A 17223-nucleotide genomic window follows, 5' to 3' on the forward strand; every position below is an offset into this window, starting at 1 on the left:
CCGAATGGCAGAACTATCCATAAAAATCAGAATTGGGAACAGGGAGTATCCCATGAGAGTGAAGGCAGAGGACGAAGAGCGAATACGTAGAGCAGGGAAATTATTAAATGAGAAAATAAAAAATTACCAAAACCAATTCGGCATAGATGATACGCAAGACTTGGTAGCCATGGTAGCTTTTGATTGTCTGGTAGAGAAATTAAAAAGAGAAGAAGCATCGGAAGCATCTGATGATTTTGCTCTAAGAGAAATCTCAAAACTTAACCAACTCATCGCAAGCACGATCTGATATTTTAGCCACTTGATATTGCACATCTGACTGTCCTGTTATTTAAAATAAATAACATACACATGGACACCACAATCGTAATAATCATTGCCGCCATAGGAGGAGTAGTTATTGGCATCCTCGTTGGTCGCGTACTTCAAGGTAAAACAGCCAGCAAAAAAGTAAAAGAGGCCGAAGAGCAAAGCAAGCTTATACTCAAGGAAGCTGAGGTCACAGCAGAAAGCATCAAGAAAGACAAGATTCATGAAGCAAAAGAAAGCTTGTTTAAAATGCGAAGTGAGTTTGAAGAAGAATCTGCTCGCAAGAAAAACATCCTGATTACCAATGAGCAAAAGCTGAAACAAAAAGAAGCTAACCTCAACAAGCAATTCGAACAGGTAAAACGAAAGGAAGATGAGCTTGAACAACTGAAGGAGACGCTTTCCAATCAGATGGAAATTGCTCGTCAGCGTAAAGATGAGTATGAAAAAATGCAAAAACAGCAGGTGGCTATTTTGGAGAAAGCCGCCAACCTACCAGCTGAAGAAGCAAAAGCTCAGCTGATGGAGGCTTTGAAAGATGAAGCCAGAACTAGTGCATCAGCTCACATTAAGGAAATTGTGGAAGAGGCCAAGATGACTGCCAATAAAGATGCTAAGAAGGTGGTCATAGATGCGATACAACGAACTGCAGCTGAAAATGCTATCGAGAATACTGTTTCAGTATTTAATATTGAGAGCGATGATATAAAAGGAAAAATAATCGGACGTGAGGGACGAAATATCCGAGCTTTGGAAGCGGCAACCGGTGTAGAAATCATCGTGGATGACACTCCTGAAGCGATCATTATTTCCGGATTTGATCCTGTTCGCAGAGAGATCGCAAGACTTTCGCTTCATAGACTCGTGCAAGATGGTAGGATCCACCCCGCTCGAATCGAGGAAATTGTAAATAAGACGGCCAAAAATATTGACGAGGAAATTGTAGAGATCGGTGAACGAACCGTGATAGACCTGGGTATACATGGGGTACATCCAGAGTTAATTAAAATGGTTGGCCGGATGAGATTTAGATCATCCTACGGTCAAAATCTTCTACAGCACTCCAGGGAGGTCGCCAACCTATGTGCAACGCTTGCCTCGGAGCTAGGCTTGAACCCTAAGCTCGCCAAGCGTGCAGGGTTACTTCATGATATTGGAAAAGTATGGCCGGATGAGCCGGAGAAACCTCACGCAATTATCGGGATGGAACTGGCTCAGAAGTATAAGGAAAACAAGGAAGTTTGCAATGCAATCGGTGCTCACCACGACGAGATCGAGATGACATCCATGATCTCACCAATTGTACAGGCATGTGACGCTATTTCCGGTTCACGCCCAGGAGCTCGGCGAGAGATCATGGAGCAATACCTCAAGCGATTGAAAGACTTGGAAAGCATTGCATTAAACTTTGAGGGAGTGAATAAATGCTATGCAATACAAGCCGGTCGTGAGCTACGTGTACTTGTTGATGCGGAGAATGTAGATGATAAAAAAGCCAGCGATTTGTCTTTCAATATTTCTCAGAAAATAGAAAAAGACATGCAGTACCCAGGACAAATAAAAGTCACTGTGATAAGGGAAACGCGTGCTGTGGCGTTTGCTAAGTAAAGATTAACTTTATTAAAAATACAATTATGAAAAAGATATTATTCTCACTCTCAATTCTCAGCATCTTGTTTATCACATCTTGCGGTAAAGATGATGGTGGGGATATTCAGATTGGCCTGAGTGGCACATTAACCTATGATGGCAATGCCATAAGCATAACGGATGGATTATTTGGTGAGCATGCAGAAGATGGATCGTATGCGGCCACCTTCTTTCTAGCTGACGGGCCATTAAGCTATGATGCATCGACAGATGAAGCTTCTTTCCAAGGAGAAATTCTAATTAGTGTGATAATTTTTTCCCAAGGAGACTCATTTCAGTCAGGAGTTTATTCACTTGATTTAAGTGGTAATAAAGGAGCCCTGGTGTTGGTGGCTGACGCCAATAATGCTGCTAATGGAGGAGCATTCGCATCGGGTGGTACTGTCAACATTACTGGATCTGGGAATGTTTATACATTAACATTTGACGTTGATATTGATACAGACATTACACTTACGGGCAGTGCAACTGGAGGGTTTGAAATAATAGATCTTTCATCCGTTCAATAATTCTTATTGTATATTTTTGAGGCCATGATCAACAACTGGACAAATAAGATTAAATCTGATAAGAAGTCTAAACGACTCCTGTAGGTCCGGCTATTGACAATATTTTCAAAAAAAAGATTTTTCAAAACCGGAGTTAGCGCTTCGGTTTTTTTGTTTAACAGATTTACAAATTTTAAAATGGAACACGCAAGCTTGATTCAAGCCACCGAAACCTACGGGTCACCTCTTTACATTTATGACGCCAACCAGATGAAGGAAAACTACAAACAGTTTACCCAGGCATTTAAGGTTGATAAATTGAAGGTACACTATGCTTGCAAAGCACTTAACAACCAAGCTGTTCTAAAACTCTTCAAATCACTCGGAGCTGGATTGGACTGTGTTTCCATTGAAGAGGTACAACTAGGCCTTCTGGCAGGATATCCCGCTGAGGACATTCTTTTCACCCCAAACAATATTTCAACGGAAGAGTATGAAGAGGCAATTGCCTTAGGAGTGAAAATCAACGTTGATAACCTCTACACTCTGGAGTATTTTGGGATGAATCATCCTAAAGTACCAATCTACATCCGCATAAACCCGCATCTAATGGCGGGGGGAAATCAGAACATTTCCGTTGGGCATATCGATTCAAAGTTTGGAATTTCAATCCATCAGGTCCCCAACATTGAAAGGATCGTAAAAAAACTAGGCATCAACGTGATGGGAGTGCATGTTCATACCGGATCAGACATCCTGGATGCTGATATTTTCATAAAAGCTGCCGAGTTGGTATTTAGTGTAGTTGAGAAGTTTGACACAGTGACTCATATTGATTTTGGAAGTGGATTTAAAGTGGCTTATAAGCCAGACGATCTCCACACCAACATTTCAGCATTCGGGAAAAAGTTTAGCAAGGCTTTTAATGAATTTTGTGAAAAACAAGGGAAAGAATACACGCTGGAGTTTGAGCCTGGAAAATATATGGTGAGCAATGCTGGCTACTTTGTTGCAAAAGCAAACCTAATCAAGCAAACCACATCGTGCACATTCGTAGGTTTAGATACAGGATTCAATCACCTTATCCGACCTATGTTTTATCATGCCTACCATCATATAGAAAATCTCTCAAATCCGGAAGGGGAAAAGAAGGTTTATAATGTCGTTGGCTATGTCTGTGAAACTGATTCATTTGCGTCTGACAGGATCATTCCTGAGGTGCGAAAAAATGATTTGCTGGTATTTAAAAATGCCGGAGCGTACTGCTCTACCATGGCTTCTAATTATAATTCTCGTCCTAGACCTGCCGAAGTTCTTTTTTATAAAGGAAAGGACTATCTAATCAAGCGTCGAGAGACAATTGAAGACATGATGAGTACACAAGTAGATGCGGAAATTGGCTTTTAGCACGTTTGTCATTCTGAACTGCAGTGAAGGATCTCTTTTTAATTATGAGATGCTTCTTACGGTAGCATGACCTCTTCTGAATTGAAGGGTCACTGATTTTCGAACTCATGCTTGAGCAACCACTGTTTGCGGTGGACACCTCCACCATAGCCAACAATGCTGCCATCTGAACCAATAATCCGGTGGCACGGGATAATGATAGAAATTCGATTTTCTCCATTAGCTCGTGCCACTGCTCTCACCGCTTTCACATCCCCTACTACATCGGCCTGCTGTTTGTATGATCGGGTTACACCATACGGAATTTTATTAAGCGCATCCCATACTCGTTGCTGAAACTCAGTACCAGGCACAACCAGAGGGATGGAAAATTCCTTTCTTTTCCCTTCAAAATATTCCTCCAGCTGTTTTTCTGTCTGATCTATAATGGGATGCTTTCCCGTCACCAATTCAGATTTCATACGCTTCTTCAACACATCCAGCTGAGTCTCTAGCATCTTTCTATCAGTAAATTCCAATAAACACAATCCCTCATCTGTTACTCCAATCATCATTGGACCAAGCGGGGTGTGAATACGATTGATAGTCACAATCTGACCTTGTTTGCCCGGAGAAAATCCTGTCAAATTTTTAAATGTTTCAGAAAAGCCACTCAGTGAGTCATACCCTTGTTCAAATGCGGATTGCGTCACAGTCTGACCTTCTTTTATCTTAAGAAATGCACCATTAATTCTACTCATCCGAAGATAGGCTTGAAATGTGATACCATGTGTTTTATTGAAATATCTTCTAATCCGAGAGGGGCTAAATCCCATCTGGGTGAGTTCATAATCCTTCCATTTCCTCTCTGGCTCAGCTTCCACTTCTTTCAAAAGAGGCACCAGCCATTCCGGAGCTGATTGATACTCTTTCATAGGTCTGCAAACTTTGCAAGCGCGATATCCATTGGTTAGCGCTTCTTTGGTGTGAGAGAAAAACTCAACATTCTCTGCTTTCGGTTTTCGAGCAGAGCAAGTAGGTCTACAAAAAATGCCTGTTGTTTTTACTCCTACAACAAAAACTCCCTCATATTGAGAGTTTTTGTCCAGAAGAGCTTGGTACATTTCGTCAAATGAGGGAAGAGTAATCATGATTCAAATGTAGAGTTGACCTGCTTAATCAAACAACCGAAAATTGAACAAGCATTTTTTCAGTACCCTATGAAGGCCATCATGTAGAAAAGAATTAGCTTCAATTTGAGCGTGCATCTCTTTAATCGCGATGTAAAAACTAAAAATATGGCATTCAACGAACAACTGGCTGATAAACTTAGGATAGAACTGGAGCGCAGAAAAGTTTCTTTCATAGAAAAAAGGATGATGGGTGGTCTTTGTATTATGGTAGATGACAAAATGTGCATCGGAGTTATCAAAGATGATTTAATGGCCCGCATCGGACCTCATGTATATGAGGAATTCCTAAAAAGACCCTCTGCTCGTGAAATGGATTTTACCAAGAGACCTATGAAAGGATATGCATATGTAAACTCAGAGGGATGGGATAATGATCATGAACTTGGGCTCTGGGTGGATCAATGTTTGGCGTTCAATAAAGAAGCTAAATCTTCGAAAAATAATTGATCATCAGTTAGTTAACTGATGATTTTCCACAAATACTTTTTAACTTTTAGAAAGCATTCCACTATTGACCTAAATATTAAAGCTATGAAGTACACCTGCGAAATAGTCATTGATAAACCTCGAGATGAGGTGATCAAGTTATTTGACAACCCTGATAATATGAAGTTTTGGCAAAAGGGATTTGTAAGCTTCGAACATATCTCCGGTGAACCTGGTAAACCCGGTGCTGAATCAATCATTAAATATGATTTTGGAAAACGAAAAATGGAATTGATTGAGACTATAACCTTTAGAAGTCTTCCGGATGAATTCCATGGAAACTACCAGACTAAAGGTGTGGTCAATATTCAGAAAAACTATTTCAAAAACGAAAATCAAAAAACAAAATGGACTTCTGAGACAGAATTTAAGTTCTCTGGATTTATGAAATTAATGGCATTCTTTATGGGCAAAGGGGCGTTTAAAAAACAAAGCATGTCTTTCATGGAAGACTTTAAGGCATTTGCTGAGGGGAATCCGAAGTATGGGAATTGAATTTGGTTTACTCGAATAAATTCAGGTTGCTTATAACTACTATTTACTACTAAATTATATGTAATTAGTAGGTTTTGCCTATTATCTACTAATCTTAAATCTGATTAGTAATTAGCTATTAAACGGGAAAAAGAACTCAAGCATATCATCGGTAGTTGCCTGCCACAAACCCCAGCTGTGTCCTTCAGGAAGCTCTTTCCAAAGGACTTCATAGCTATTCTCCTCGAGGTAATCCCTCACTCTTCGCATATTTGGCGGCAATGAACTCCCCTCGTATGTTCCCCAAATTGTAACCACTTTAATATCCTTTTTCACACCGTCCATCACTATTGAGTTGGTGTGAAAATCATTGGGCTGGAAAGCACCCGAATGGATTCCACAGTTTCCAAATATCTCCGGATTCTGAAAAGCTATGATCGCCGAAATATTTCCTCCGTACGAATCGCCAATTACAGCGCGTCCTTGGGCAGTTGAAATGGTGCTGTAGTTTGTATCGATATAGGGAACCAATTCACTTACAAAAAAATCCGAATACTTAAACCGGTCTTCAAAAGCATACTCGGTGTTTCGATTATTGGGCACCACAAACACCCCAATGGTTGGTTGAATAGATTTATCGGCAATTAAGTTATCAAGCACGTTTTTGGTACTAGCCAAATTGAGGTAATCTGCACCATCCTGAAAATATGCGACAGGATATTCATTAGCATCACCGTAGTTCGGTGGTAAATAGATATGTACCTGATAGGTCTTGCCTGTGTAAGAGCTCGGCAATTGAATTTGTGTAATCACCCCCTTATCGATACCATCTCTCGATAAAATTTCTGTAGGATGAATGTATTCTGGCATGGCCAATTCTGAATTTGGACCAAAACCACCTCCGATTTGATTAGGATTTTTTGGGTCTAGAATCCAATTTGTACCTACCACCAGCTTATAGTCAAGCCTGGCATCCTTTTCAAATACCTCCTTTCTATACCATAGATCAGTGTCTCTTAACCTTGTGAAGCTTCTTCCACCAGGATTCCAGCCAGTAAAGTCGCCAGCTACCTGAACACCGGATGCTTCACCATAATAAATGAAATAAACAACCGAATCGTCTTCGATATAGGGTGCCGTAGTTGTGTCCACAAACTGAACTACTAAAGCATACTGATCAGTAGAATCGGAAGACACCACGTCCTCGATCAGTTTTGAGAAGTTGTATATTTCAGACTCTTCCTTCTCAAGAGCCATTTGACGATCTTGTTTGCAATGAAATGCAAACAAGATCGTGCTTAAAGCAACAAGATTACTCAGGTGTCTTCTCATCAGGGAAATCCTTCTTGAATTTAACCCAATAATCATCTACCGTCTCTTTCATATCCTTTCTAAGCATAAGGATACCAAACAAGTTCGGAAGCGTCATCACCGCAATGGTAATGCCTGAGAGTGTCCATATAATGGTTGTATCGGCAAATGATGCAATGAAGAAAGCCACTACATACACCAATCGGTAGTACTTTACTGATTTGGTTCCAAATAAATAGGTCATGGCTCTGTCCCCGTAGTACGACCAACTAATAGCAGTACTAAATGCAAAGAGTAATAAGCCAATCGAAACAATGTACTTTCCTCCTTCACCAAAAAAGCTTCTCGTAAATGCTTCAGCCGTCAGCGGAGAACTGTGAACCAGTGAATTACCTTCAAAAACCATTAAAAGATCTTCCGGCTTTCCATTGATTATGTTTACTTCACCAGTCACCAATTGACCATTATTTTTCACTACAACATTCTCTGCAAGGGATCTTGCATTGATGATTGATACATTGTTTTGAATGACTCCCTCCTCAACCTGAAGCATTCCATCAAATAGTCGAAGTGGTGCCTTGCCACTGATATGTGCGGCTAACTCAGCCCGACCTTCATCAGTCTGATCTGTATAGGTGCCATCCAGTACCACCATATCTACGTAATCAAACTCATTATTTAATTTTTCTTGCCATACTCCAGAAGATAGAAGCACCAATGCAGTTACAGTACATATCACAATCGTATCAATGAACGGCTCCAAGATTGCCACAAATCCTTCCGATACAGGCTGATTTGCTCGAGCCGCTGCGTGAGCTATCGGAGCACTACCCTGACCCGCTTCGTTGGAAAACAAGCCTCGTCCTACTCCCTTATTAAATGCAAATGCAATGGATGCTCCCAGAAAACCTCCTCCAGCGGCAGAACCAGTGAAAATATCAGCGAAAATTGAGATGAACGATGGGATGATGTTTTCGTAATTGTAAAATATTACTGCAAATGCCCCAATGAAATAGATAATAGCCATGGCAGGCACGAGCCTGGAGGTCACAGCTGCGATTCTTTTGATTCCACCAATAATCACAAGTCCAAGAAGAACCGCAAGTATTCCACCCACTAACATTTCATCAAACCCAAATGTCGCATTTAGGGAGTCGGCTATACTGTTTATCTGAGGCAATGAGCCCGTACCGAACGATGATAAAACAGTAGCCCCAGCAAAAATTGCTGCAAGCCAGCCCATGTTGAGCTTATTCTTCATATAGTACATTGGCCCACCTGCCATGGTACCATCTTCAGCTTTTTGCCTGTACTTGTGTGATAGCGTTACCTCTACGAATTTGGTACACATACCTACCGCTGCAGTCATCAGCATCCAGAAAACAGCAGCAGGTCCACCGATATGCACAGCCAGTGCCACGCCTGCAATATTTCCTGTACCTACAGTGCCAGATAGTGCTGTGGTCAACGCTTGAAAGTGATTAGTATCTCCTTCGTTTCCTTCTTTGTCAAACTTTCCACGAACGACCTTAAACGCAAATCTGAAATAGCGTATTTGTGGAAACTTCAGGTAGATAGTGAAGAACAGACCGGTTCCTAAAAGAGCATAAGGAAACCATGGTGAGCTACCGATGTAGCTGTCGATTAAAGAAAGGAAATTATTTAATTCTCTCATGAATTATATTTTTCGGTTTTTCGCAATCCGACAAAAATAGCTTTTTTAATGAATCGTCAGTCATAAGGAACATTTCATTATCCAATGTGTTACATGAATTGAGCATCAAGTCTCAACACATTCATTTTTCGTATATTTCTTAAAACATTTTCAAGTTTTTAAAACCTAACAACAAATGGAAGAAGTAACCACAGAAGCATCTAAATACACTCAAATGGCAATAGACCTGGCGATGACATGGGGGCCAAAAGTTGTAGCTGCAATAGTCACATTGGTAATTGGTCTATGGATCATAGGCATGATCACGCGAGGAGTGGGTAAAACCATGCAAAAACGCAATGTCGATCCTTCGCTAAGACCTTTTCTAAAATCTTTAGTTTCAGCGGTATTAAAGGTTATGCTATTCATTTCTGTTATTGGAATGGTAGGCATTGAAGCTACAAGCTTTGTGGCTGTTTTGGGAGCGGCAGGTTTGGCTGTAGGTCTTGCACTTCAGGGAACACTACAAAATTTCGCTGGGGGAGTTATTATATTGTTGATAAAGCCTTTCAAAGTAGGTGACTGGATTGACACGCCTAGCCATTCAGGCACTGTTAGTGCGATACAGATTTTCCATACCATCTTAAAAACTCCAGACAATAAAACGATTATTATTCCAAATGGAGGTTTGGCGAATTCCTCACTTACTAACTATACCACAGAACCAAAAAGAAGAGTGGACTGGACATTTGGTGTTGGTTATGGGGATAGTGCGGACAAAACCAGAGAGACATTAATGGAACTGATCAAAGCAGATGAAAGAATTCACAGTGATCCAGAGCCTTTTATTGCACTTCATTCACTGGGTGACAGCTCAGTCAACTTTGTTGTGAGAGTTTGGACCGATGCTCCCAATTATTGGGCGGTATATTTCGATATGAATGAAAAGGTCTATAAGAAGTTTGCTGAGGTTGGTCTCAATATTCCTTACCCACAAATGGATGTGCATGTGCATAAAGATGCTTGATACTCAACAATTAATAAATGATCAAAAGTCCGGTTTTAGCGTCGGACTTTTTTATTTTTATAGTAATGAGAAAAAATATTTCATCAGGCGCTCCCTGGGAAAATCAGGTTGGGTACTGTAGAGCAGTGAGAATTGGAAATACGATAGAGGTTTCTGGTACGGCACCTGTGCGTGAAGGGAAAACTGTTGGGGAAAATGCTTACGAGCAGACCAAAGTGTGCCTGGAGATCATCAAAGAGGCAATAGAAAAGGCTGGAGGTAAAATAGAAGATGTGGTGCGAACCCGCATGTTCGTAACCGATATATCTCAATGGGTAGCATTTGGAAAAGCTCATGGAGAGGTGTTTGGTGATATAAAGCCAGCTACCAGCATGGTAGAGGTAAGATCACTCATTGAGCCTGACATGCTGATTGAAATTGAAGCTACTGCGATTATCTCATGAAATCAGCTTAGCAATTCTAACATTTTCTTTTGATGACTTTTGTTTGGCAATCTTCCAAGCCCAGCTCCCAAATTATCGCTCATATGATGTGCTTTGGAAGTTCCTGGAATAACACAAGTAACCGCATCATTGGCCAGCAGGTACTTCAGAAAAAATTGTCCCCAACTTTGACAATCGAATTCAGAGACCCAGCTCGGTAGTGACTTTCCATTGACCTTTCTGAATAGAGAGCCGCCTGAATAGGGTCGGTTTGTTAAGACTGCAACACCCCTTTCTTTCGCGGTTGGCAAAAGTGATCTCTCTGCGTTTCGATCCTTTATCGAATAATTCACCTGAACAAAATCAATTTGTTCTGACTTAATGATTCTTTCCAGATCGTCATGTGCATGATCTACATAATGCGTAATACCGATGTACCTGACCAATCCTTTTTCTTTCCAATCATACAAGGTTTTCAAATGTGTTTTCCAATCCTGAAGATTGTGAATCTGCATCAGGTCCATTGTATTAGCTTTCATTTTTTGCATTGATGCATTCATTTGATCAATTCCTGATTGCTCTCCTGATGTCCATACTTTGGTCGCGTAAAAAAGATCTTTTTTTATTCCAAGCTCCTCAGATAGATCCCCGACAACCATTTCTGAAGAGCCGTACATTGGTGATGAGTCAACAACACTTCCACCTCCCTCAACCAATACTTTTAGTACGGCTTTCAGCGGTTCTCGCGCTGATGAATTGGTTCCTACATCGAAGGTTTGCCAGGTCCCTAAACCTACGACACCAATCTTTTCACCCGTTGATGGCACAACTCTTTTCAATATTTGATTGGTTTGTGAAAGCAACAATTTTGGCATACTCATGGCTAAACACCCCGCAGCTATTTGTTTAAGCGCTTTTCTTCGTGACAACATCGTTTGATTCATAATAATCTAAGTTAATTGATCGTGAACTGAAAAATTTGCCAATTCTAAAACCAGTAACTGCCCATGCAAGACTCAGTGGAATGGCTATAAATGAAATGACCTGAAGAGAAGAAACCAATGAGGAAATCATGGTAAATAACCATCCACTTATGGCATCCCCTCCACGGTACAGGGCTGTATCAATAAAATTCTTGGCGTTGTATTTCTCCTGAACACTAACTTTGGTGAAGAGTATTTCTCTTGAAGGACGTTGAACGGAAAAATTAAAAGAACGGTATAATACCTGCACTGCCAGCAGTACCATTATCGACTGATTTAGTCCCAAAGAAAGAAATCCAAGTGAAGCAATTATCGGCACCAATGTCAGACAAAAGATAATTCCAACCTTGCGCAATAGACGCTCTGTTACAAAAAGCTGAAGGAATAAAGTACTGATATTGACAAGTAGATCCCTAAACCCAAAGTAGGCGGCTCGCTCTTCTGAAACCTCAAAAGCACTGGATATAATATGCGCTTGCTCAAAATATAAAAAAGTAGACACGCTGGTATAAAGAAGGATAAACAACCCAATATTTCTTAAATATCCTGACCGCACTACTAGCTTAACACCTTCCCATATACTTCCACGAATAGGGCCGATGATTTTTCTTTCTGATTGACTTTGCGAATGCTTCATTAGCTGAACAAGAAAGTGTGTTGCCAGCAAGAGGAAAAGAGCTGATAACAAAAGCAAATTGGTTACTCCAACATGACCAACCGTTGCAGTTATAATTATGGGTCCGAAAATAGCTCCAGAACTTCCCCCTGCTGCAATTGGCCCATACAATCTTTTAGCTTGCTCCGGAGTAAATATTTCGGAATTAAAACTCCAGAAAATAGAAATGACAAAAAGATTGAATACACTGAGCCAAATGAAGAATACAACTGAAATGAGAGGCGTATCGAAATAGAAGAATAGAAAATAAAAGGTCAAAATATTGAGACAGAAAAAGATATATATGCCCGGAACAAGCTTTTGTCTGGGGTACTTGTTTATCATATACCCGAAGATGGGTACAATTAAAAGCATGGTTCCAAAAGTCCCTGTGAACAGCCATTGCATGTTTTCAACTCCTGCCCGAATTCCCATTTCATCCCTGAGCGGACGGAGAATGAAATAGCTGCTCATCATAAAGAAGAAATAAAAAAATGAGGCTACAGCAAGATTCCACTCCTCATTAGCAATATTAAATATGCGTTTTATCAAACTCACCAAGCATTATATTTTGACTTAGAGCTATTTTACGATATCAAATCAGGTATGCCTTCCGTATTAATTAATTCGTTTGGTTTATTAATTAATTGATGTTTTTATCGCACTATGAATAGTCATTCGCTTTTGCTCATTCTATGCTGCGCTGGAATAATCCAAAGCCTCTTTTTAGCTATCTATATTTTCTCAACAAAAAGAATTCAGTTTGAAGAACGCCTACTGCTAAGTGGATTGCTTTTAGCCATTACCATTCGGTTGGTCAAATCTGTAGGCTGGTATTTCTTTGACATCACTGATCAAATATTCCTAAACATCGGATTTGCGGCCCAGGGTTTTATTGGGCCCTTGCTGGTCATCTACTTTGCTCGAAAATCTTCATTGTTAAAAAAATCAATCTACCATTTGATGATTTTGGCCCCAGCTATTTTGATACTTTTATTAGCCCCCTTTTTATCTCTTTCTAATTTTTGGTATGTGGGCGGCTATCAAGCGTTATTGTATTACACTATTTTTTCAATCGCACTGAGCGGCTATTATTTATGGATCATTTATATAGAAAAGAAAATATATTTTCCATGGTATAGAAACTTGTTTTTAGGCATTTCCATTTTCTGTATCTCTTACTTCACCAATTACATATTTGCTCTGAATCCGTACATCACCGGACCCGTCATTTATGCTCTGGTTATTTACCTGATCAGCTTCATTATGTTTTCCAATCATGAAATTTTCACCCCGCTAGGAGATAAAAAGAAATACAAAAACATCAACTTAACTCCTGACCAAATAGCACATCATCAGGAACGAATCGAACGTGTTATGGAAGTAGAACAGCCCTACCTACAAAGTGATTTTAATCTCACCGCGCTATCAGAGCTTACAGCCATTCCAAAATACCTTCTGTCAAGATTTTTTAGTGAAAACATGAATAAAAGTTTCACTGATTTTACGAATAGCTATCGAATCGAAAAGGCGAAGAGACTACTGGCAGATCCTAAATTTGATAACCATAAAATAGCCTATATCGCATATGAATGTGGGTTCAATTCGCTCTCATCTTTCAATTCTGCTTTTAGGAAAAACGTTGATACTTCCCCGTCAGAATACAAGAAAATGGTGCTATCAAACTTAGGGTAGTTTTCACAATTTATTACACCTGATTAATTAATCAAATAGGCTGGCAATCGATTTTAGCTGATAATAGCCAACAAAAAAAAGATGAAAGTATACATTTTTTCTTTGCTGACCCTATTTAGCTACTCTGTGTTTGCTCAGGATTCTTCAGAGCAATCAATTCAGGATTTAGAGTTCCTCATTGGTACCTGGAAGGTAAGAGAGGACAATAAAGAAAAGACCTGGTGGGAAGAAAGTACACGAATTGGAAGCTACATATTAGATAGTACATACATAGAGTTGAGTGCATTTGCAGTCACTTCAACCGGCAAAAAACGAACCTACCTTTGGTTAATTCACCACAACAAAAAAACACAGCAATTTGAAATGATATCAATGTTTAGCAACTGGTACAAAATGCAATTTGATAAGCTTAACTGGGATAGTAATAACCGAATATTGATCATTCAAAGTGGAGGAGATCCGGGTTCAAACGAATATCATGATAGATATGGTGAGCTTGTGTTTGATGAGGACTTTAATGGATATGTGTGGAACGGACGTAACAAGTACGGAGACGAAAGCAATCCAAGTATATGGGAGTATGTGGAAAAAGGGACTAAAGTAAAAAGTCCTTAAAGCCTTTTTGATTTAATTAATTCCTTCAATCAATTAATTAATTAACTGGATCAATAGTCAGATACCATTGATTATTGCCTAAAAAACTATGTTTAGATTCAGACTATTTTCAGTCATCATGTTCGTGAGCCTTTTTTTAAATGCTCAAGAAAAAAGTGAATTACCAACCGTTCAGAGTTTAGATTTCTTTACCGGCAGATGGGAGATCACTTTAGAAATTTACGATACGCACAAACCCAATACAGATCCAATCTTTATAGAAAAGGGATATCAGTTAACAAAATACGACCTTAGTTACAAAGGCATCCCAATGTTTTTGACAACAAAAGGCTATTTGGAAATTGTAGAAACAGACGAGAAGCGAAAGCATCTAATGGGGCGAACCAGAGAATTTCAGGAGTCTATTCGTTATGGAAAATTTGAGAACTCATTTGAGCGCGTTGGTTTATACAGCAATTGGCCGGCAACTGGAATCGAAACTTTGGAATATGATTCCATATCAAAAATGTTCATTATCCGTGGACAACTCAATGTTCAAAACAACATGTTAGAAAGATATGTCGATACCTATCAATTCAATGATGACTATACCTATTACGATCGTACCAACATTGCAAACTTCTCAGATATGCCCATTTCAGAGTATAACCTGACAGTTAAAGGGACAGGTAGGAAAGTAAAAGATTAGCCGTTATGAAGATTCACCACGTCATAAATAAAACTTGCTGCAAGTTTTGCGGTGCGGCCATCGTCATACTTTGGGCTCATTTCCGCTATATCAAAGCTCACTACTTTACCAGATTTTAAAACCTCATTCATCAAGGGTTTGATGTGATGAGGAAGAGCGCCATAAGGGTTGGCGGCACTTACACCAGGAGCTATCCCTGCAGAAAAAACATCCAGATCCAGTGTAATGCACACTTTATCCATTTCATCGACAAAAAAAAGAATTCTTGCCACAAGATCTTCCACCGGTTCACTTAAGAGTTCTTCCATGGAGATGAAGCTTTGATTCTTTTCCCTCATTAGCTCAAACATGGGTGCAATATTGACCGCTTCATTGATGCCAATAGGGAGGTAATGGAAATTCGCATATTCGTCAAACAATTGTTTTGCCCAACTACCGGAATGAGCGCCTTGTGGATATTGTCTTAAATCAAAATGAGGATCAAAATTGATCATGCCTATTTTTTGACCTTCGAATGCATCAAGAACTCCCTTCCCGTGAGCGTAGCTTATTTCATGACCTCCTCCTAGCAAAACAGGAAATGCTTTTTTGGATATCAACCTTTGCACATATCGTGCATATTCCACTTGGGCCGTCTCCAATTGATCCGCACTCACCACCACATCACCACCATCATGCAGTTTAAAACCGTCATCAAAATGAACGGCAAGATTCACCAATGCCTTTCTGATGGCGTCCGGTCCATCCACAGCGCCAGACCGGCCTAAGTTTCGCTTCACCCCCACATCTGAGCAGAAGCCGAGAAAGCAAATTCCTTCCTCGATTTCCTTGTTGAGATCAGCAGCTTGAACCACCTGATGCCATACGTCTCGTACGGATCCTTGGTCTTTCCTTCCTGTCCAAATTGATTGATTGCCTGGTTTATACATTTTCTATCCTATTCCCGTTTTTCCAGATCATAATAGGCTTGATCTTCCCTTGATTGTAAAGGATTTCTCGATAGTCATCTACAGGGAAGGAAATCATATCTACCTTCATTCCGGCTTTGATTCTACCTCTATCATGGAGGCCCAATGCTTTGGCAGCTCTAAAAGTGAGTCCTGAAAATATTTCTGCAGAAGAAAGCTTTTCATAAATACCCAAAATAGACGCCTGAACCAAAAGATCCCCCATGGGTCCGGATCCAGGATTCCAGTCGGTGGAGATAGCTAGGGATGCTCCCGCATTCAGTAGTTTTCTTGCTGGCGTGAATTGCATGCCCAAACCTATAGAAGCACCCGGAAGAGCCACAGCTACCGTATCCGATTTGGCTAAAATTTCAATTTCTTTTTCAGTGCTAGCCTCTAAGTGATCCGCACTCCTGGCTCCTAATTCTACGGCAATTTGGCTCCCTCCCGTATTAAACTGATCGGCATGAATGGTAAGGTCGAATCCAAGCTTCTTTGCTGCCAACATGTAACTCTTAGCTATCTCTACCGGGAAAGCTGAGGGTTCTACGAAGATGTCAACCCGATTGGTGAGGCCCTTAACCAAGAGCTTCGGCAAGAGTTCCTTCTCCAAATATTCGAGGAAAAGCTTTTTATCCTGAAATTCCGTCGGACAAACATGAGCAGCCAGACATGTTGGAATTAAATCAGCTTCAACTTCCGCCTTTCCAGCCTTTATTACCTCAAGAATTTTCAATTCATTGGCGACATCCAGCCCATAACCACTTTTCACCTCTATTGTAGTCACACCATCCTGAAGATGCCTGTTTGCACGCTTTATCAAACCAGATTTTAACAAATCTGCAGAAGCATTTCTGGTTTTTTCTACGGAATCAAAAATCCCTCCGCCCTGCTCCAAAATTTTCTCATATGATTCTCCAGACATCCGAAGGGTATAGTCTCTTGCCCGGGTACCACCCCATACCAAATGGGTGTGGCAATCAATCAGTCCGGGCATCAAAACCTGATCATCTCCTACCTCCTCAATCTCTGATGCCTCCATTGCTAAGTCACCAAACGCCCCAACTTTCAAAATTTTTCCATCTTCGATTAATACACCTCCATTCTGGATTATTTCTAGCTCTGAGTCGCTGAGCGTGCCTTTTTCCGGTGTATTTGCAAGTGTAATGACCTCCCTAAATGGGCCTATGAGTTTCGACATGGTACGAAAATTGAAATAAACCGAAAAGTTACGACTTTT

Annotated in this window: 18 protein-coding genes; 11 read left to right on the top strand and 7 right to left on the bottom strand. The window is 40.3% G+C overall.

Annotated features, from left to right (window positions below; genetic code table 11):
• Window positions 1–4 precede the first annotated feature (4 nt).
• From ACEQZT_RS14155 to lysA, 4 genes are all read left to right on the top strand, one after another.
• Window positions 5–289, top strand: coding sequence for a cell division protein ZapA (locus ACEQZT_RS14155; protein WP_370090104.1), 285 nt, complete (start codon window positions 5–7; stop codon window positions 287–289).
• A 62-nt stretch (window positions 290–351) separates the two neighbouring features.
• Window positions 352–1917: a ribonuclease Y gene (gene rny, locus ACEQZT_RS14160; protein ID WP_370090105.1), complete on the top strand. Its 1566-nt coding sequence runs from the start codon at window positions 352–354 to the stop codon at window positions 1915–1917.
• Window positions 1918–1943: 26 nt separating this feature from the next.
• Window positions 1944–2468 carry a hypothetical protein gene (locus ACEQZT_RS14165; RefSeq protein ID WP_370090106.1) on the top strand — a complete coding sequence of 175 codons (525 nt, stop codon included), beginning with the start codon at window positions 1944–1946 and terminating at the stop codon, window positions 2466–2468.
• A 177-nt stretch (window positions 2469–2645) separates the two neighbouring features.
• Complete coding sequence (gene lysA, locus ACEQZT_RS14170; RefSeq protein WP_370090107.1) at window positions 2646–3854, top strand: diaminopimelate decarboxylase; 1209 nt, start codon at window positions 2646–2648, stop codon at window positions 3852–3854.
• Between the two features lie 89 nt (window positions 3855–3943).
• On the opposite strand, the gene ACEQZT_RS14175 is transcribed toward lysA, so the two are convergent.
• A complete protein-coding gene (locus ACEQZT_RS14175) occupies window positions 3944–4984 on the bottom strand; it encodes a bifunctional transcriptional activator/DNA repair enzyme AdaA (protein WP_370090108.1) in 1041 nt (346 codons plus the stop codon).
• Window positions 4985–5131: 147 nt separating this feature from the next.
• Between ACEQZT_RS14175 and ACEQZT_RS14180 the strand changes: the two genes are divergently transcribed.
• Window positions 5132–5473 (top strand): TfoX/Sxy family protein, encoded by a 342-nt coding sequence (locus tag ACEQZT_RS14180; protein WP_370090109.1) that lies wholly within the window; start codon window positions 5132–5134, stop codon window positions 5471–5473.
• 84 nt (window positions 5474–5557) lie between these two features.
• The gene (locus ACEQZT_RS14185) at window positions 5558–6007 is read left to right on the top strand and encodes an SRPBCC family protein (RefSeq protein WP_370090110.1); all 450 of its coding nucleotides are present in this window, start codon (window positions 5558–5560) and stop codon (window positions 6005–6007) included.
• A 111-nt stretch (window positions 6008–6118) separates the two neighbouring features.
• Here the strand turns inward: ACEQZT_RS14185 and ACEQZT_RS14190 are convergent, their stop codons facing one another.
• Window positions 6119–7318, bottom strand: a complete 1200-nt coding sequence (locus ACEQZT_RS14190; RefSeq protein WP_370090111.1) for an alpha/beta hydrolase-fold protein — start codon at window positions 7316–7318, stop codon at window positions 6119–6121.
• Window positions 7299–8972 carry an alanine/glycine:cation symporter family protein gene (locus tag ACEQZT_RS14195; protein WP_370090112.1) on the bottom strand — a complete coding sequence of 558 codons (1674 nt, stop codon included), beginning with the start codon at window positions 8970–8972 and terminating at the stop codon, window positions 7299–7301. The genes ACEQZT_RS14190 and ACEQZT_RS14195 overlap by 20 nt, the downstream gene beginning before the upstream one ends.
• Before the next feature lie 175 nt (window positions 8973–9147).
• On the opposite strand from ACEQZT_RS14195, the gene ACEQZT_RS14200 reads away from it, so the two are divergent.
• Together ACEQZT_RS14200 and ACEQZT_RS14205 are read left to right on the top strand one after the other, a co-directional pair.
• The gene (locus ACEQZT_RS14200; protein ID WP_370090113.1) at window positions 9148–9978 is read left to right on the top strand and encodes a mechanosensitive ion channel family protein; all 831 of its coding nucleotides are present in this window, start codon (window positions 9148–9150) and stop codon (window positions 9976–9978) included.
• Between the two features lie 65 nt (window positions 9979–10043).
• On the top strand, window positions 10044–10421 hold the full coding sequence (locus ACEQZT_RS14205; RefSeq protein WP_370090114.1) for a RidA family protein: 378 nt from the start codon (window positions 10044–10046) through the stop codon (window positions 10419–10421).
• A 2-nt stretch (window positions 10422–10423) separates the two neighbouring features.
• Here the strand turns inward: ACEQZT_RS14205 and ACEQZT_RS14210 are convergent, their stop codons facing one another.
• Together ACEQZT_RS14210 and ACEQZT_RS14215 are read right to left on the bottom strand one after the other, a co-directional pair.
• Complete coding sequence (locus ACEQZT_RS14210; RefSeq protein WP_370090115.1) at window positions 10424–11344, bottom strand: aldo/keto reductase; 921 nt, start codon at window positions 11342–11344, stop codon at window positions 10424–10426.
• On the bottom strand, window positions 11307–12596 hold the full coding sequence (locus ACEQZT_RS14215) for an NTP/NDP exchange transporter (RefSeq protein ID WP_370090116.1): 1290 nt from the start codon (window positions 12594–12596) through the stop codon (window positions 11307–11309). Before ACEQZT_RS14215 ends, ACEQZT_RS14210 begins: the two co-directional genes overlap by 38 nt.
• A 108-nt stretch (window positions 12597–12704) precedes the next feature.
• Between ACEQZT_RS14215 and ACEQZT_RS14220 the strand changes: the two genes are divergently transcribed.
• The 3 genes from ACEQZT_RS14220 (at window position 12705) to ACEQZT_RS14230 (ending at window position 15036) form a co-directional block, all read left to right on the top strand.
• Complete coding sequence (locus ACEQZT_RS14220; protein ID WP_370090117.1) at window positions 12705–13733, top strand: helix-turn-helix transcriptional regulator; 1029 nt, start codon at window positions 12705–12707, stop codon at window positions 13731–13733.
• An 81-nt stretch (window positions 13734–13814) separates the two neighbouring features.
• Complete coding sequence (locus ACEQZT_RS14225; protein WP_370090118.1) at window positions 13815–14348, top strand: hypothetical protein; 534 nt, start codon at window positions 13815–13817, stop codon at window positions 14346–14348.
• Between the two features lie 88 nt (window positions 14349–14436).
• The gene (locus tag ACEQZT_RS14230; RefSeq protein ID WP_370090119.1) at window positions 14437–15036 is read left to right on the top strand and encodes a hypothetical protein; all 600 of its coding nucleotides are present in this window, start codon (window positions 14437–14439) and stop codon (window positions 15034–15036) included.
• Here the strand turns inward: ACEQZT_RS14230 and hutG are convergent.
• Complete coding sequence (gene hutG, locus ACEQZT_RS14235; RefSeq protein WP_370090120.1) at window positions 15033–15965, bottom strand: formimidoylglutamase; 933 nt, start codon at window positions 15963–15965, stop codon at window positions 15033–15035. The genes ACEQZT_RS14230 and hutG overlap by 4 nt on opposite strands.
• A complete protein-coding gene (gene hutI / locus ACEQZT_RS14240; RefSeq protein WP_370090121.1) occupies window positions 15958–17184 on the bottom strand; it encodes an imidazolonepropionase in 1227 nt (408 codons plus the stop codon). Before hutI ends, hutG begins: the two co-directional genes overlap by 8 nt.
• Between the last annotated feature and the right edge of the window lie 39 nt (window positions 17185–17223).

The organism is Ekhidna sp., assembly GCF_964218185.1.
Classification (GTDB): domain Bacteria; phylum Bacteroidota; class Bacteroidia; order Cytophagales; family Cyclobacteriaceae; genus Ekhidna.

What these genes read in the sequence shown, in the direction of transcription:
- ACEQZT_RS14210 (WP_370090115.1), bottom strand. Translation starts at nt 11,344, where the DNA reads ATGAATCAAACGATGTTGTCACGAAGAAAAGCGCTTAAACAAATAGCT.
- ACEQZT_RS14225 (WP_370090118.1), top strand. Translation starts at nt 13,815, where the DNA reads ATGAAAGTATACATTTTTTCTTTGCTGACCCTATTTAGCTACTCTGTG.
- ACEQZT_RS14230 (WP_370090119.1), top strand. Translation starts at nt 14,437, where the DNA reads ATGTTTAGATTCAGACTATTTTCAGTCATCATGTTCGTGAGCCTTTTT.
- ACEQZT_RS14165 (WP_370090106.1), top strand. Translation starts at nt 1,944, where the DNA reads ATGAAAAAGATATTATTCTCACTCTCAATTCTCAGCATCTTGTTTATC.
- lysA (WP_370090107.1), top strand. Translation starts at nt 2,646, where the DNA reads ATGGAACACGCAAGCTTGATTCAAGCCACCGAAACCTACGGGTCACCT.
- rny (WP_370090105.1), top strand. Translation starts at nt 352, where the DNA reads ATGGACACCACAATCGTAATAATCATTGCCGCCATAGGAGGAGTAGTT.
- ACEQZT_RS14205 (WP_370090114.1), top strand. Translation starts at nt 10,044, where the DNA reads ATGAGAAAAAATATTTCATCAGGCGCTCCCTGGGAAAATCAGGTTGGG.
- ACEQZT_RS14195 (WP_370090112.1), bottom strand. Translation starts at nt 8,972, where the DNA reads ATGAGAGAATTAAATAATTTCCTTTCTTTAATCGACAGCTACATCGGT.
- ACEQZT_RS14220 (WP_370090117.1), top strand. Translation starts at nt 12,705, where the DNA reads ATGAATAGTCATTCGCTTTTGCTCATTCTATGCTGCGCTGGAATAATC.
- ACEQZT_RS14175 (WP_370090108.1), bottom strand. Translation starts at nt 4,984, where the DNA reads ATGATTACTCTTCCCTCATTTGACGAAATGTACCAAGCTCTTCTGGAC.
- ACEQZT_RS14200 (WP_370090113.1), top strand. Translation starts at nt 9,148, where the DNA reads ATGGAAGAAGTAACCACAGAAGCATCTAAATACACTCAAATGGCAATA.
- ACEQZT_RS14190 (WP_370090111.1), bottom strand. Translation starts at nt 7,318, where the DNA reads ATGAGAAGACACCTGAGTAATCTTGTTGCTTTAAGCACGATCTTGTTT.
- ACEQZT_RS14185 (WP_370090110.1), top strand. Translation starts at nt 5,558, where the DNA reads ATGAAGTACACCTGCGAAATAGTCATTGATAAACCTCGAGATGAGGTG.
- ACEQZT_RS14180 (WP_370090109.1), top strand. Translation starts at nt 5,132, where the DNA reads ATGGCATTCAACGAACAACTGGCTGATAAACTTAGGATAGAACTGGAG.
- hutI (WP_370090121.1), bottom strand. Translation starts at nt 17,184, where the DNA reads ATGTCGAAACTCATAGGCCCATTTAGGGAGGTCATTACACTTGCAAAT.
- ACEQZT_RS14155 (WP_370090104.1), top strand. Translation starts at nt 5, where the DNA reads ATGGCAGAACTATCCATAAAAATCAGAATTGGGAACAGGGAGTATCCC.
- hutG (WP_370090120.1), bottom strand. Translation starts at nt 15,965, where the DNA reads ATGTATAAACCAGGCAATCAATCAATTTGGACAGGAAGGAAAGACCAA.